This window comes from Pseudomonas sp. H3_D04 (assembly GCF_054669175.1).
This window is the reverse complement of sequence record NZ_CP162801.1, coordinates 1,695,336-1,709,614: the sequence shown is the minus strand read 5'-3', so window position 1 is coordinate 1,709,614 and position 14,279 is coordinate 1,695,336. Positions and strand designations below refer to the sequence as shown.

Annotated in this window: 13 protein-coding genes; 5 read left to right on the top strand and 8 right to left on the bottom strand. The window is 61.4% G+C overall.

The window, feature by feature from the left end:
* Nucleotides 1-21 precede the first annotated feature (21 nt).
* The gene (locus tag AB4N91_RS08060; protein ID WP_042932737.1) at nt 22-972 is read right to left on the bottom strand and encodes a GlxA family transcriptional regulator; all 951 of its coding nucleotides are present in this window, start codon (nt 970-972) and stop codon (nt 22-24) included.
* A gap of 341 nt (nt 973-1,313) precedes the next feature.
* Between AB4N91_RS08060 and AB4N91_RS08055 the strand changes: the two genes are divergently transcribed.
* The gene (locus AB4N91_RS08055) at nt 1,314-2,036 is read left to right on the top strand and encodes a pirin family protein (RefSeq protein ID WP_010455748.1); all 723 of its coding nucleotides are present in this window, start codon (nt 1,314-1,316) and stop codon (nt 2,034-2,036) included.
* A gap of 194 nt (nt 2,037-2,230) precedes the next feature.
* Here the strand turns inward: AB4N91_RS08055 and AB4N91_RS08050 are convergent, their stop codons facing one another.
* Nucleotides 2,231-3,106 (bottom strand): LysR family transcriptional regulator, encoded by an 876-nt coding sequence (locus tag AB4N91_RS08050; RefSeq protein ID WP_154912643.1) that lies wholly within the window; start codon nt 3,104-3,106, stop codon nt 2,231-2,233.
* 115 nt (nt 3,107-3,221) lie between these two features.
* Here AB4N91_RS08050 and AB4N91_RS08045 point away from each other — a divergent pair, with 115 nt between their 5' ends.
* Nucleotides 3,222-4,439, top strand: a complete 1,218-nt coding sequence (locus AB4N91_RS08045) for a YbfB/YjiJ family MFS transporter (RefSeq protein WP_154912642.1) — start codon at nt 3,222-3,224, stop codon at nt 4,437-4,439.
* 137 nt (nt 4,440-4,576) lie between these two features.
* Nucleotides 4,577-5,575 carry an NAD(P)H-quinone oxidoreductase gene (locus tag AB4N91_RS08040; protein WP_010455755.1) on the top strand — a complete coding sequence of 333 codons (999 nt, stop codon included), beginning with the start codon at nt 4,577-4,579 and terminating at the stop codon, nt 5,573-5,575.
* Here the strand turns inward: AB4N91_RS08040 and deoC are convergent, their stop codons facing one another.
* Nucleotides 5,576-6,259, bottom strand: a complete 684-nt coding sequence (gene deoC / locus AB4N91_RS08035) for a deoxyribose-phosphate aldolase (RefSeq protein WP_010455756.1) — start codon at nt 6,257-6,259, stop codon at nt 5,576-5,578.
* A 127-nt stretch (nt 6,260-6,386) separates the two neighbouring features.
* On the opposite strand from deoC, the gene deoR reads away from it, so the two are divergent.
* Nucleotides 6,387-7,151 carry a DNA-binding transcriptional repressor DeoR gene (deoR, locus tag AB4N91_RS08030; RefSeq protein ID WP_083376359.1) on the top strand — a complete coding sequence of 255 codons (765 nt, stop codon included), beginning with the start codon at nt 6,387-6,389 and terminating at the stop codon, nt 7,149-7,151.
* Here the strand turns inward: deoR and AB4N91_RS08025 are convergent.
* Genes AB4N91_RS08025 through rbsK form a run of 3 tightly spaced genes read right to left on the bottom strand, consistent with a single transcriptional unit; the run spans nt 7,144 to nt 10,501 of the window.
* Nucleotides 7,144-8,202 (bottom strand): aldose 1-epimerase family protein, encoded by a 1,059-nt coding sequence (locus AB4N91_RS08025; protein ID WP_154912641.1) that lies wholly within the window; start codon nt 8,200-8,202, stop codon nt 7,144-7,146. The genes deoR and AB4N91_RS08025 overlap by 8 nt on opposite strands.
* On the bottom strand, nt 8,199-9,530 hold the full coding sequence (gene fucP / locus AB4N91_RS08020) for an L-fucose:H+ symporter permease (RefSeq protein WP_154912640.1): 1,332 nt from the start codon (nt 9,528-9,530) through the stop codon (nt 8,199-8,201). Before fucP ends, AB4N91_RS08025 begins: the two co-directional genes overlap by 4 nt.
* A gap of 44 nt (nt 9,531-9,574) precedes the next feature.
* Entirely contained in the window at nt 9,575-10,501 is a 927-nt protein-coding gene (rbsK, locus tag AB4N91_RS08015) for a ribokinase (protein ID WP_154912639.1), read from the bottom strand.
* A gap of 336 nt (nt 10,502-10,837) precedes the next feature.
* Here rbsK and AB4N91_RS08010 point away from each other — a divergent pair, with 336 nt between their 5' ends.
* Nucleotides 10,838-11,791, top strand: a complete 954-nt coding sequence (locus AB4N91_RS08010; RefSeq protein ID WP_154912638.1) for an alpha/beta hydrolase — start codon at nt 10,838-10,840, stop codon at nt 11,789-11,791.
* Here the strand turns inward: AB4N91_RS08010 and AB4N91_RS08005 are convergent.
* The gene (locus AB4N91_RS08005) at nt 11,763-13,577 is read right to left on the bottom strand and encodes an ABC transporter ATP-binding protein (protein WP_154912637.1); all 1,815 of its coding nucleotides are present in this window, start codon (nt 13,575-13,577) and stop codon (nt 11,763-11,765) included. The two genes, AB4N91_RS08010 and AB4N91_RS08005, sit on opposite strands and share 29 nt — an antisense overlap.
* Before the next feature lie 188 nt (nt 13,578-13,765).
* A complete protein-coding gene (locus tag AB4N91_RS08000; RefSeq protein ID WP_102595833.1) occupies nt 13,766-14,125 on the bottom strand; it encodes a DUF6124 family protein in 360 nt (119 codons plus the stop codon).
* Nucleotides 14,126-14,279: the final 154 nt, after the last annotated feature.

The window sequence follows — 14,279 nt, the reverse complement described above, 5'->3', positions numbered from 1 at the left end:
CGCACAACGGCCAAGAACGCTCTAGCTGAACTGTTCGCGGTATTGCGTCGGGGTCAGACCGAGCTTTTCAGCGAACAGGAAGCGCATATGACGCACGCTGCCAAAGCCACTTTTGAAGGCCACGGTCTTGAGTGGCAGATCGCTGGTTTCCAGCAGATTCCTGGCGCAATCGATGCGCGCGCTTTGCAGAAACTCCATGGGCGTCATGTTCACGTCCCGGGCAAACATCCGGGCGAAGTGCCGCGTGCTCATGTTCGCCAGGCCGGCCATGCGTTCGATGCTGAAGGCTTCGTCGAGGTGTTCGAGCACATGGTTCTGCACGCGGGTGATCGGCGTTTCCTGCGGCGCGACAGTGGCCATCAACGGACTGAATTGCGCTTGCCCGCCCTGGCGTTTCATCACCACCAGCAACACCTTGGCCACGTCCTGGGCGACTTTCTTGCCGTGGTCTTTGGCGACCACCGCCAGTGCCAGGTCAATACCGGCAGTGACGCCGCCGGAGGTGATGAGGTTGCGGTCCTGCACGTAAATCTGATCGGTCTCCACCGTCGCCTTGGGAAAGCCTTTGATCAGCCGTTCGGTGTAATGCCAGTGGGTGGTGACGCGATAACCGTCCAGCAAACCGGCATGCCCCAACACGAACGCGCCGGTGCAGATAGAGCCGTAGCGCCCGGCGCGATCGACAGCGGCTTTGAGCCAACACAGCAACGGCGGATGTTTTTCGTTGTACGCGCCCGGGCCGCCCGGCACCAGCAGCAGGTCATAGGCTTGATCGGCCTGATCGATGTGCAGATCGGCCTGCACGCTGACGCCGTTGGAGGCCCGCAACGCGCCATGCTCGGTGCCGATGGTCGCCAGTTCATAACGGTCATCTGCTGCCAGGTATCGATTGGCGATGGAAAACACTTCCATGGGCCCGGCCATGTCGAGCAGCAGAAAGTCCGGAAACAACACCATAGCCACGGTTTTCATGGGTTCAAAATCACTGAAGTCAAAAGAAGGTCCCTCTAACAAACACCAATCCCCTGTAGGAGTGAGCCTGCTCGCGATAGCGGTGTGTCAGTCAGCATAAATATTGAATGTAATGACGCTTTCGCGGGCAAGCCTCGCTCCTACAGGGTTCTTGCCAGGCATTGCTGTGCATTATGGCTAATGTCCGGCGCCAGCGTCGGAGGAAAATGCCTGAATGCCCGTTCATTATTGTCAACCACAAAGCGACAGTATTTCAATTTCCATCTACTTATTGCACCAGCCAGTAACCATTAACCTTCTCCTCACTCGGACGAATCAACGTCCCCACAGGAGATTTCATCATGCTGACCCTTCGCAAAGCCTCGGATCGCGGCGCCGCCAATCATGGTTGGTTGAAGTCGTTCCACACCTTTTCCTTCGCCAATTACCGCAACCCGAAAGAGCAGGGTTTTTCTGACCTGTTGGTTATCAACGATGACCGTGTGGCGGCCGGTAAAGGCTTCGGCCAGCACCCGCACCGCGACATGGAGATTTTCTCCTACGTGCTCGAAGGTGCTTTGGAACACAAGGACACCCTGGGCACCGGTTCGGTGATCCGTCCTGGCGACGTGCAATTGATGAGCGCCGGCAGCGGCGTGGCCCACAGCGAGTACAACCACTCGGCCACGCGGCCGGTGCACTTTCTGCAAATCTGGATCGTGCCGGACGTCAGCGGCGCCAAACCGCGTTATCAGCAAGAGCACTTCAGCACCCAGAAAAAACGTGGGCGCCTGCAACTGATCATCTCCCCCGACGGGGCCAAGGGTTCGCTGAAGGTGCGTCAGGACGCACGGGTGTATGCCGCGCTGATCGACGGCAAGGAAAGCGCCACACTGGAACTGGCCGCCAACCGCTACGCCTATGTGCACGTGGCCCGTGGCAGCGTCGAACTCAATGGCGTGCAGCTGCAAGAAGGTGATGGCGTGCGGGTTCGTGATGAGCAGGTGCTGGCGTTGAGCAACGGTGTGGATGCCGAAGTGCTGGTGTTTGACCTGCGCCCGCAAGAACTGCCGGAAATGCCATGACCGTGACTGACCTGGGGGCTTCTGTGTCCCCAGGCTTTTACCAGCCAATCACATCATCTGTGGCGAGGGAGCTTGCTCCCGTTGGACTGCGAAGCAGTCCCCTTCTCTTTAGATAGATAGGGGGCCGCTCCGCAGCCAGCGGGAGCAAGCTCCCTCGCCACAAGGGTTGTGTGGGTCCTTCGATTAGCGACGACTCACTCGCCGGTACCGGAAAACACCGCGACAATTTCATCGATGACCGCCCGGACCCTGGCCGTGTGCCGCAGGTCCGCGTGGGTCACCAGCCAGACGTCATAGGGCACCGGTCGCGTGCGCTCCGGCCATAACCTGACCAGCCCGTCCCTCTCTCCCATGTACACCGGAATTTCCCCGACCCCGAGCCCCGCCGCGATGGATCGGCGCACCAGCAGACTGGAACTCAGACTCGCCACAATCCGCCCGCGCCCCAGCGGTTCCGAGACCAGGGTCATGTCTTTATTGCCTTGCAGGTACGGCTGATACACCACCAGGTCGTGCCCTTCGAACGCCGAGCCCGGCGTTGGCACGCCATGGGCATCTACGTAATGCTGAGAAGCAAACAAACCCACCGGCCAGCGTGCGATGCGACGGGCTATCAGGTCCGGGTTGTCCGGCCGGGTGTTGCGCACGGCGATGTCGGCTTCACGTTTGGCCAGGCTGAGAATCTGCGTGGAGGCGTCCAGTTGCACGCGCACGTCGGGGTGCTGTTCATGTAAGTGGGCAATGGCCGGGATCAGAAAATCGATGGCCAGGGAATCGGTGGTGCTGACCCGCACCAGCCCGGTCAGTCGATCGTCGAGCCCCTGAATCCGACGCTCCAGTTCCAGTGCCGAATGCTCCATTTTTTCCACGGCCGTCAGCGCCGCCTCCCCCACCGCTGTCAGCGCATAGCCTTCAGAGGTGCGCAGAAACAGCGTCGCACTCAACGACTTCTCCAGCGCCGTGATCCGTCGACCGACCGTGGCCTGATCAACCCCCAGCACCCGCGCCGCGCCCCGCAGCGTCGACTCTCGGCACACCGCCAGAAACACCCGTGCGTCATCCCAATTCATACGGCTCCCCCACTGATGCAGATTTGCATCACCATAGCGCAAACTCGCTGCGTTATTACATCAACCGATCGGGATAGTCTGAAGGCCAGCGTAAAACCTTCTCAGGACCTTTCCCATGCACAGCATATCGACTACCCCGCGCAGCGCGATCTGGCTGCCGATCTTCGCCGGCCTCAGCGCCAGCCTGGTGAGCATCGGCCTGGCGCGGTTTGCCTATACGCCGCTGATTCCCTCATTGATCCAGGCGCACTGGTTTTCCGCCAGCGACGTGGTGTACCTCGGCGCCGCCAACCTCGTGGGTTACCTGATCGGTGCGCTGATCGGCCGGCCAGTGGCCAACCGCACGTCGAACAAAACCGCGTTACGCCTGATGATGCTGGCCGTGACCTTGTCGTTTTTCGCCTGCGGTTTTCCATTGTCGGTGAGCTGGTTCTTCGGCTGGCGATTGCTGTCGGGGGTTGCCGGTGGCGCAATCATGGTGTTGGTGGCCGCGACGGTATTGCCCCACGTGCCGGCGTCCCGCCGAGGTCTGGCCAGCGGTGCGATTTTCCTCGGCATCGGCCTGGGCATCGCCGGCTCGGGGACGATTGTGCCGCCGCTGCTGAGCCTTGGCTTGCAGCAAACCTGGTTTGGCCTGGGGCTGCTGTCACTGCTTCTGACAGCCACGAGTTGGTTCGGTTGGCCGAAAGAGGCGCATCATCAAGCCGCTGCGGTGTCGATCGAGAAAACCACCACACCAACCGACCCGGGGGTGTACCTGCTGTTCGCTCAATACGCCTTCATGGCGGCCGGGCTGGTGCCGGCCATGGTGTTTTTGGTGGATTACGTGGCCCGCGGCCTCGGCGCCGGCCCGCACATCGGAGCGCTGATCTGGGTGATGTACGGACTGGGCGCGATCATCGGGCCGGTGAGTTACGGTTTTCTGGCCGATCAACTGGGCGCAAAGCTGAGCATCCGCCTGGTGCTGGTGGTGCAGGCGATTGCCGTTGGCCTGCTGTCGATTTCCAGTTCGTTTACGGCGCTGGCCGTGCTGGCCGTGATCCTCGGTTCGTTCCCGCCGGGCATCGTTCCACTGGCGCTGGCGCGGGTGCATGAACTGCTGCCGAACCATCACCAGCAGCAGATTGCCTGGAGCCGTGCGACGGTTTCATTCGCCACCTTCCAGGCGATTGCCGGGTTTGCGTATTCGGCGCTGTTCAATGCCAGCGGTGGTCAGCATGGGTTGTTGTTTGTGATTGCGGCGGGCGCGATTGTGGTTGCACTGTTGCTGGAACAGGCCATGCGTTTGCTGAACAGCCCCACTGTAGGAGTGAGCCTGCTCGCGAAGACGTAGGCAGATCCTGCAGCAATGTGACTGACACACCGCTTCGCGAGCAGGCTCGCTCCTACAGGGGGTCGGTGGTTTGGACTGAATTATTGGTTCACTGATGCGATCCCATTTACAGACGACTTTCTCCACAGGACTCCAACATGACTTTGCCGCAAACCATGACCCTGATTGAAATCACCGAGCCCGGCGGCCCCGAGGTGTTGAAGCCGCGCCAGGAACCGGTGCCCACGGTCGGCGCAGGCGAAGTGCTGATCCGTGTGCACGCCGCCGGGGTCAACCGTCCCGATGTGATTCAACGCGCTGGCAAGTACCCGATGAAACCCGGCATGAGCCCGATTCCCGGGCTGGAAGTGGCCGGTGAAGTGGTGGCCGTCGGCACAGGCGTCAGCGAATTCATCGTCGGCGACAACGTCTGTGCGCTGACCAATGGCGGTGGTTACGCGCAGTATTGCGTTGCACCGGCCAGCCAGACGTTGCCGATCCCTGAGGGCATGGATTGGGTGCACGCAGCGGCCGTCCCGGAAACCTTCTTCACGGTGTGGGCCAACCTGTTCGACATGGGCGGCGCCAGCAAAGGCCAGCGCGCGTTGATTCACGGCGGCACCAGCGGCATCGGCACCACGGCGCTGATGCTCTGCCGCGAATTCGGCGTCAAGGCCTTCGCCACGGCGGGCAGTGAGGAGAAGTGCGCGGCGATCCGCAAGCTGGGTGCCGAAGCGATCAACTACCGCGACCAGGATTTCGTCCAGGTCATCGCGGAAAAAACCGCTGGCAAAGGCGTCAACGTGATCCTCGACATCATGGGCGGCTCGTACCTGAATCAGAACATCGCGGCACTGGGCATGGAGGGTCGCCTGGTGATGCTCGGCTTCCTCGGCGGAGCCCGCGCCAACGATGTCGACCTGATGGCGATCATGGGAAAGCGAGCGACGATCACCGGCTCGCTGATGCGCTCGCGCACCCGTGAAGAAAAAGCCTCGATCGCCGAACAGCTGCGCGAGTATGTGTGGCCGGTACTGGCTGCCGGGCGTTGCCTGCCGATGATCGATAAGGTTTACCCATACACCGAGGCCGCGCAGGCCCATGCACGGATGGAAGCCGGCGATCACATCGGCAAGATTGTGTTGCAGGTGGACTGATCAGTAACCCTCGCCAGCCGCCAATGCGCCGCCGATGATCGCGATGCCCGAGCTGGTGCCCAGTCGCGTGGCGCCGGCTTCGATCATCGCCAGGGCGGTCGGGTAATCGCGCACGCCACCGGAGGCCTTGACGCCGATGTCGGGGCCGACGGTGCGACGCATCAGCGCAACGTCTTCCACGGTGGCGCCGCTGCGGCTGAAACCGGTCGAAGTCTTGACGAACGCGACCTTCAGTTCACGACAGATCTCGCAAGCCTTCACCTTTTCGGCATCGGTGAGCAGGCAGTTTTCCAGGATGACTTTCAGCGGCACCCTGCCGCACGCCTGCAACACCTGGGCGATGTCGTCGCGCACCTGATCAAACAAGCCGTCCTTTAACCAGCCTATGTTCAACACCATGTCGACTTCCCCGGCACCGGCGGCGATCGCCCGCTCGGCTTCAAAGGCCTTGGTGTCGCTCAGGCCGGCGCCCAGCGGGAAGCCGACCACCGCGCAGATATTCACGCGCTGCCCTTCAAGGCACTGAGCCGCATGAGGGACTTGACCCGAATTCACGCACACCGAATAGAAGCCGTGTTCGGCAGCTTCGCGGCACAACGCAGCGATTTGCTCGCGGGAAGCATCAGGCGCCAGCAAGGTATGATCGATGTACTGCGCCAGCGCTTGGGGTTCGAGGTGTGCCATCGCAAAAACTCCTGTTTGTATATTCAAATGCCCCTGCGCCACAATCGAGGGTGATTCGCGCAAAAACGTTACAAAACTCACAAATAATGTTACTTAAATAACATCAACAATCAACCCCGGAATGCCTGTGGACAGTAAAAAAGCCGAGCGTCTCAAGCTGATTCAACAAGCCCTGCAAGACCAGAGCGCCATTCATCTGCGCGAGATGGCGGCATTGCTGGACGTGTCCGAGATGACCCTGCGCCGCGACCTCAACAAATACACCGACCACCTGCGCCTGCTCGGTGGCTACATCACCAGAATCCACGATGGCAACGAGCCCGGCGATTACCGCGTGGCCGAGCAGGACACCCGCCACGTCGAAGAAAAACGCCGTATCGGCAAACTCGCCGCCGGGTTTATCCAGCCGGGCGACACGGTGTTCTTCGACTGCGGCACCACCACGCCTTTCGTGATCGATTTCATTCCCGACGAGCTCGAGTTCACCGCGGTGTGCAACTCCCTGAACGTGCTGACCAAACTGTCGCAAAAACCCAACTGCCACATCGTGGTGTGCGGCGGCACGTTCCATCGCAAGAACCAGGTGTTCGAGAACACCCGCGAAACCGGCATCCTCGACAGCGTGCGCCTGACCTGGGCCTTCGTTTCCGCCGCCGGCATCAGCCAGGACTTCGGCGTGACCTGCTTCAATTTCAATGAAGTGGAGGTCAAGCAGAAGGTCCTGCGCCAGGCGCAACAGCGGCTGCTGCTGGCTGACCACAGCAAGTTCGACACGGTACGTACCGCGCATTTCGCCAACCTCGGGGATTTCCAGTTCGTGGTCAGCGACAAGAAAATCCCCAAGGCCTACCGCGACGCCATCACCGCCAGCGGCGCGCAGTTGATCATCTGATCAAGGCCTGTTGTTCCGCTGCACTCAGGTAACCGGTGGTGACGCAAAAATCCGCCGTCGCCCCTGCCGCCAGCGAACGCACATGGCCCTTGGCGGACTCGGCGCGATAGCCTTCCGGCTCGCAAGTGGACGGCAGCACAAACGCTGCCACTTGCTGATCGGCGTTGTGCAGGATCCAGCGCGCGGCGTGGTCGAATTGGTCTGGACGGTAGCGGGTGTAGAACGCCGCACCGTCGGGATGGCTCAGCAGAAAATGCGCATGACCGCTGTCGTCCGCCCGCACGCCGTCGAAGAAAAACACAATCTCGGGGTCGTAGAGCCTCGGCTGATCCAGGCAGGTGAACTGCTCCGGGTCTTTGGCCAGCACCTGCATGTATTCAGTCCAGGCCGGCGTCGGTTTGACGTGGGCCGGCACGCTGCTGCGCAAGCGCACGCGCTCGACACCCAAGGGCTCGATGAAGCGGGCGCCGTCGACATAGGCGTAATTCATGTGCGCCATGTACATCAGGTCCATCGGCTTGCCTGCCAGATTGGTCACCTGCATGGCGATGTCGAACAGCCCGGAATCAGCGCGCAAGGTCACGCTGGGCGTGGCCAGGTATCGGTCACCAAACCCCTGCGCATATTCGTACTCGCCGCCGAGTCGCAGGAAACCGCCAGCGCTGTCTTCACCGACCTCCAGCCAGGCACGATCCATCACTGCGCAAGGCATCTCGCCGTGCAGCGGATGATCGTCCTCGGGGCTCGGGCAACCGTTGCGCAACAGGCCACTGTGAAACATGAAACAGCCGTAAGTGCCGATCACCGTAGGGCTCGGTCGGGGCTGGCTGAACAGGTTGCTCATGGTCAGGTCGCAACCGTCGAACACGGCGGACCAGATCATCTGTCCCAGATACGGCAACACCACCAGACGGCCGCGACTGTTGGCCAACTCCAGCGCCAGCACACCACTGGGGTAAACCCAGGAACTGACCGTGAACGCCTCCGACTCCAGCAAAGTTTTGCGCGCCTCGCCGAACTGCGACGGCTGCAGGTTGATCCGCGTGTTCATGAAGTCACCACCGCACCCACTGGCCTCCGCTCGCTGTCGGAATGACGCAGGCAACGCACCGCGTACATCACGATCACGATGAAGCACAACAACGGCACGCTGTACGCCAGTTGCATGTTGCCGTCGCTGTAATCGGACAGCAGGCCCTGGAAGATCGGGATCACCCCGCCACCGACAATGCTCATCACCAGCAGCGAACCGCCGACGCCGGTGTCTTCGCCCAGGCCGTCAATGGTCAAGCCGTAGATGGTCGGCCAGCAGGGACCGAGGAATACGCTGACGCCAACGGCGGCGTACACCGCCGTGATGTTCGGCACCAGGATCGTATACGCCAGCAACACGATGCACAGCACGCCGTACACCGCCAACACCTTGGCCGGGTGCAGTTTGCGCATCAGCACGTTGGCGATCAGTTTGCCGACAAAATAGGCGGCGAAGGTGGTCAGCAAAAACCACGACGCGCTGCGCTCATTCATGCCGCCCAACTGCATCGCCAGGCGAATGGTGAAACTCCAGACACCGACCTGGGCGCCGACGTACAGAAACTGCGCCAGCACGCCAAAGGTGAAACGCTTGTTGCGCCACAGTCGCGACAGGCTCTGGCCGAGACTGGCGGATTTCTTGCTGGCCACCTGATTGCCCTTGCACTTCGGAAACCGGGTGATGGCGATCAGGATGAACATCAGCACCAGCACCGCGATCATCCATTTGTACGGCAGCAAGGTGGACTGGATCATTTGCAATTGCTGGACCGCCGCGTCGGATGCGCTCATTTGCGTGAGCTGCTCGCGGGTGGCGTCGGTGTCCTTGAACATCACGAAGCTGCCGACGTAGACCCCGGCCATCGCGCCGAACGGATGGAAGGTCTGGGAGATATTCAGGCGACGGGTGCCGGTTTCACGCGGGCCCATCAGCGTCGAATAGGTGTTGCACGCGGTTTCCAGAAACGACAGCCCCGCCGCGATCACAAACAGCGCCAGCAGGAACATGCCGTACTTGGCGGTCGACGCCGCCGGGAAGAACAGCAGGCAACCGAACATGTAGAGCATCAGGCCAATGAGGATGGTGGTCTTGTAACTGAAACGGCGGACCACCAGCGCGGCCGGGATCGCCACGAAGAAATAGCCCAGGTAAAACGCCGACTGCACGAACGCGGTCTGGAAATCGCTGAGCAGAAAGGCCTTCTTGAAATGCGCGATGAGCACGTCGTTCATGCTCGCGGCGGCCGCCCACAGCGCGAAGATGCTGCACAGCAAAATGAAGGCGAACCAGGGCGTGCGGTTCAGGTAGAAACCATCGGCCGTCTGTTGGAGCGGAGGCTTTGTCATTGTTGTTCTCCGTGGTGAGTGTTGAGGGGTAAATCAGCTTGATTTCAAGCGCCGGGCTGGCGCTGGAATTCAGCGAATGCAGTGGCGTCAGGGTAGGAGGTCTGGGTGCCCAGGCCGGTGACCGAGCAGGCGGAATACGCCACTGCCTGGATCATGGCGGCGCGGATGTCGCGGTCGCGGCTCCAGTGATGAATGAAGCAACCGATGAAGGCATCGCCTGCGCCGGTGGTGTCGCGCGCGGCAACCGACAGGCCGGGAATCTGGAACTCGCCTTCCTCGCCGACGTACAGCGCGCCTTGCTGGCCGAGGGTCACGATGACGTGGCGAATGCCGTCGGCGACCAAGGTCTGGGCGGCTTTATGGGCCGACGCCGGGGAGTCCACGACCTGGCCGGTGATCAGCGCCAGCTCGGATTCGTTGGGCACCAGGAAATCCAGGTGCGCCAAATGCTCACGGCTCAGGCCGGACAAGGCTGGCGCCGGGTTGAGCAAGACTGGAATGTTGTGCGCGCGGCCGAATTCGATGGCGTGGTAAACGGTGTCGACATTGATTTCCAGCTGCAGAACGATCAGCGAGCACTCGCACAACGCCTGGGCCGCCCCGTCGATATCCGCCGGGACCAGGTGCGCGTTGGCGCCTTTGACGATGAGGATGCTGTTGTGCGAGTCGGCCTGGACGAAGATCGGCGCCACACCGCTGGACACGCCGGGCACGCGCTGCACGTAACGGGTGTCGATGCCAAAACGCTGGAAATTGGCCAGGGTGTTGTCGGCAAACATGTCATCGCCGACCTTGGTGAGCATCAGCACATCCGCCCCGAGCTTCGCCGCGGCAACCGCCTGATTGGCGCCCTTGCCGCCGCACCCGAGGGCAAACCCCGGCGCTTCGAGCGTCTCACCCTGGGCCGGCATGCGGTCGATGTAGGTGATCAGATCCACCATATTGCTGCCGATGACTGCGATCTTGCTCATTGCTATCCCACCTTGATCCGGCTTGCCAGACTGACGCTGGACGTTGTTGTTTTGTTATTTAAATAACATTTTGTGTGATTATTCAATCTTTTTGTTGAGCGGGGTTTGAGGCAAAGACGAATGGCTTTGCGAGATGCGTGGGCAGAAGGGGCGCCATCGCGAGCAGGCTCGCTTACACATTGGAATGCGTTCCCCTGTAGGAGTGAGCCTGCTCGCGATGGGGCCCTACGCATCACCGACTGATCCGTGCCCTTCATACGACTGTCGAATTTATCCCCACCTCCCCCACGCATCTGTTAAAACCCGAACTTTCCTTTTCACCCTCAGGCCGCCTGCATGTTTTCAAACCTGATGAGCCGCATAAGCCGCCGCTGGCTGCCCTGGCTGTGCATGGCCACGCTGGTCGTCGGCTTGCCCGTCGGGTGCGGCGCACTCAAATACAAAGAGCGTGAGCTGTTGTTCCGCATCGAGCCGGGCACCGCCGGCTGGTATCGCGGTTTACCAACAGACGTCCAGGAATTCGATATCAAGCCTGCCAGCTTCAAGGACGGGCAAAACCTGCATGCCTGGTGGTGGCCGGCCGCGCGCCGCGATGCGCCGTCGATCCTGTATTTGCATGGCGTGCGCTGGAACCTGACCGGTCAGGCGTTCCGCATCGAGCAATTGCGGGCGATGGGTTATTCGGTGCTGGCCATCGACTACCGCGGCTTCGGCCAGAGCAAGGGGGACCTGCCGTCGGAAGCCAGTGTCTACGAGGACGCCCGCGTCGCCTGGGAGCGCTTCAAGACGATGCAACCGGACGCCAACAAGCGCCTGATCTATGGCCATTCACTGGGCGGCGCGGTCGCCATCGACCTCGCGGCAGACCTGGCGGCGCAGGCGAAAAAACAACGCGACCCGATACCGGTGCGCGGTCTGGTGATCGAGTCCACGTTCACCTCGCTAGGCGATGCCGTGGCGCAAGTGGCCGACAGCAACCTGCCGGTGAAATGGTTGCCGGTGCGCTGGCTGCTGTCGCAGAAATTCGATTCCATCGACAAGATCGTCGACATCGACATGCCGCTCCTGGTGGTGCATGGCCTGGCCGACCCGTTCATGCCCTCGCGGTTCAGCCAGCAGCTGTTCAACGCCGCCAGCGAACCCAAGCGTCTGCTGTTGATCCCCGGCGGCACGCACAACAACAGCATGAGCCGGGGTGGCAGCCAATACCGCCAGGCACTCGAAGGCCTGATGAAAGCAAAACCACCGCAGATCGCCGGGCCTAGCGGTAACCCCGGGCTTGCAGGTTGAACAGCTGCGCATAGCGCCCGCCCGCCGCCACCAGACTGCCGTGATCGCCGCGCTCAAGGATCGCCCCCTGATCCAGCACGATGATGTGGTCGGCGTTGCGCACGCTGGAAAACCGGTGCGAGATCAGCAGCGTCATGCGGCCTTCGGTGTGCTGGCTGAAATGCTCGAACACCGCCGCTTCCGCTGCCGGGTCGAGTGCCGAGGTCGGCTCGTCCAGAATCAGGATGTCCGCGTTACGGCGCATGTAAGCGCGAGACAAGGCAATCTTCTGCCACTGCCCTCCGGACAACTCCTGGCCACCGGCAAACCAGCGGCCCAGTTGAGTGGCGTAGCCTCGATCCAGCCCCTCGATGAACGGCGCGGCCATGCCTTCGGTGGCCGCTTCCTTCCAGCGTTGCTCATCGTTGAACGCCAACGTATCGCCAACGCCGATGTTCTCGCCGACGGAAAACTGATAGCGGATGTAATCCTGAAAAATCACGCCGATGCGCCGGCGTAGCGCGTCTTCTTCCCAGGCCTGCAAATCGCTGCCGTCGAGCAGAATGCGCCCGTGATTGGGGCGATACAGACGGGTCAGCAACTTGATCAGCGTGGTCTTGCCCGAACCGTTCTCCCCCACCAGCGCCAGGCTGCGCCCCGGCACCAGGTGCAAGTCGATGCCTTCAAGGGCCGCGCGGCTCGCCCCCGGATAACGAAAACCAACGTTCTCGAATCGCAAACCATCGCCGGGCACGGCGCCCACCGTGAGATGCCCGGCATCGGCCACCACCGGCTCGGCGAGGTATTCGTAGAGGCTCGACAGGTAAAGTCCATCCTCGTAGAGGCCGCTGATGGCGCTCAAACTGTTGCTCACCGCCGTTTGCCCCTGCTTGAACAGCACCAGGTACATGGTCATCTGCCCGAGGCTGATCTGGCCGTGGACGGTATCGACCACCACCCACGCATAGGCGAGGTAAAACGCCCCCGTGCCGAGCAACCCCAGCACAAATCCCCAGCCATCGCGGCGCAAGGTCAGCCGCCGGTCTTCGGCATACAGGCGAGCAAACGTCTCGCGATAGCGCTTCAACAGCAGCGGCGCGAAGCCGAACAGCTTGACCTCTTTGATGTAGCCCTCGTGGGAGAGCAGCGTCTCGATGTAGTTCTGCTGCCGACTCTCCGGCGCCCGCCGCGTGAACAGCCGGAACGCATCCCCGGAAAAATGCGCCTCGGCGAAAAACACCGGCAACGCACCCACCACCAGCAACACCAGTGCCCAAGGCGAAAAATGCACCAGCAACACGCCGAAGCTGATCAACACGATCAGGTTCTGGACCAGCCCCAACGACTTCATCACCAACGCCAAAGGCCGGGTCGACGCCTCGCGCCGCACCCGCACCAACTTGTCGTAAAACTCGGAATTCTCGAACTGCACCAGCGACAACGTCTGGGCCTTCTCCAGAATCATCGTGTTGACCTTCTGCCCCAACTGCACCCGCAACAACGACTGCTGAACCGACAACGCCCGCTGCGTCCCGGACAACAACGCCAGCACGCCAGCCTCGAACAACACGTAACGCACCACCGGCCACAACGGCGCACTGCCCTGCTGCGCGTGCAATTGCATGGCGAAAACCACTGCGTCAACGATGCGCTGGCCCAGCCACGCGGCCAGCGCCGGAAGGACACCAGCGATCAGGGTCGCCAGCACGAGGCCGAGAAACAGCCCACGAGAAGTGCCCCAGACCAGCAGCAAGGCGCGCCGGGCCTGGTCGAGTAATGAGGTGAAACGGGAAAGTGCCGCAGGCATGGATTGATGAACTCGGCAAAGGAAGTCGCTGAACACTACAAAGACGTCATGGTACTTCAGCCAGAAATTCCACAGGCGAGAAACACCTGTGGCGAGGGCGCTTGCTCCCGCTGGGTCGCGCAGCGGCCCCAAAAAAGGCACCGCTGCACACCCCAACATCAGTTGCCACTCACCCCGGCAAACCGCACCTACTTGGACAGATCAATCCTATCCAATACCCGGTTCGCCGTAATCTCCGCCGTCATGATGCTGTTGGAAATACCCAACAGCGCATAACGCGACTCACCCTCCAGATGATCCACCAACTGATGGACCATCACATCGACCGAGGCCAGCGTCTCAACCAGATACACCGCCAGCGTTTCGGCCGTGGCTTCGGGGTCCACGGAAAACAGGCTGCTGCGTATTCGCGGGGTGGCCTTGATGTCGGCATTCGACGGGAAGTGGAAGTCGAGCGCGCGCTCGGCGGCTTCGTTGAGCTTCTTTGAATCAGGTTCGTAGGGAGAGACCGGATCGGTGTCCGGTGGGTTGGGTGTTACCTTGAACATTGGCTCTAACCTCATCTAAGAGTGAGGCTGCAACCCGTTCGCGACTAAACGAAATGGAGGCAGCTGTGCACAGGTTAGTCGACCGATGAGCCAAGAAATCGGCGCGCCCGAAGGCGCCCTGCGCACAGCCACCATCAGGAGCAGGATGAGATAC

Coding starts and splice junctions, on each gene's coding strand:
- AB4N91_RS08040 (WP_010455755.1), top strand. CDS start 4,577: ATGACTTTGCCGCAAACCATGACCCTGATTGAAATCACCGAGCCCGGC.
- AB4N91_RS08055 (WP_010455748.1), top strand. CDS start 1,314: ATGCTGACCCTTCGCAAAGCCTCGGATCGCGGCGCCGCCAATCATGGT.
- AB4N91_RS08010 (WP_154912638.1), top strand. CDS start 10,838: ATGTTTTCAAACCTGATGAGCCGCATAAGCCGCCGCTGGCTGCCCTGG.
- AB4N91_RS08000 (WP_102595833.1), bottom strand. CDS start 14,125: ATGTTCAAGGTAACACCCAACCCACCGGACACCGATCCGGTCTCTCCC.
- deoC (WP_010455756.1), bottom strand. CDS start 6,259: ATGGCACACCTCGAACCCCAAGCGCTGGCGCAGTACATCGATCATACC.
- rbsK (WP_154912639.1), bottom strand. CDS start 10,501: ATGAGCAAGATCGCAGTCATCGGCAGCAATATGGTGGATCTGATCACC.
- AB4N91_RS08005 (WP_154912637.1), bottom strand. CDS start 13,577: ATGCCTGCGGCACTTTCCCGTTTCACCTCATTACTCGACCAGGCCCGG.
- AB4N91_RS08060 (WP_042932737.1), bottom strand. CDS start 972: ATGAAAACCGTGGCTATGGTGTTGTTTCCGGACTTTCTGCTGCTCGAC.
- AB4N91_RS08045 (WP_154912642.1), top strand. CDS start 3,222: ATGCACAGCATATCGACTACCCCGCGCAGCGCGATCTGGCTGCCGATC.
- AB4N91_RS08050 (WP_154912643.1), bottom strand. CDS start 3,106: ATGAATTGGGATGACGCACGGGTGTTTCTGGCGGTGTGCCGAGAGTCG.
- AB4N91_RS08025 (WP_154912641.1), bottom strand. CDS start 8,202: ATGAACACGCGGATCAACCTGCAGCCGTCGCAGTTCGGCGAGGCGCGC.
- fucP (WP_154912640.1), bottom strand. CDS start 9,530: ATGACAAAGCCTCCGCTCCAACAGACGGCCGATGGTTTCTACCTGAAC.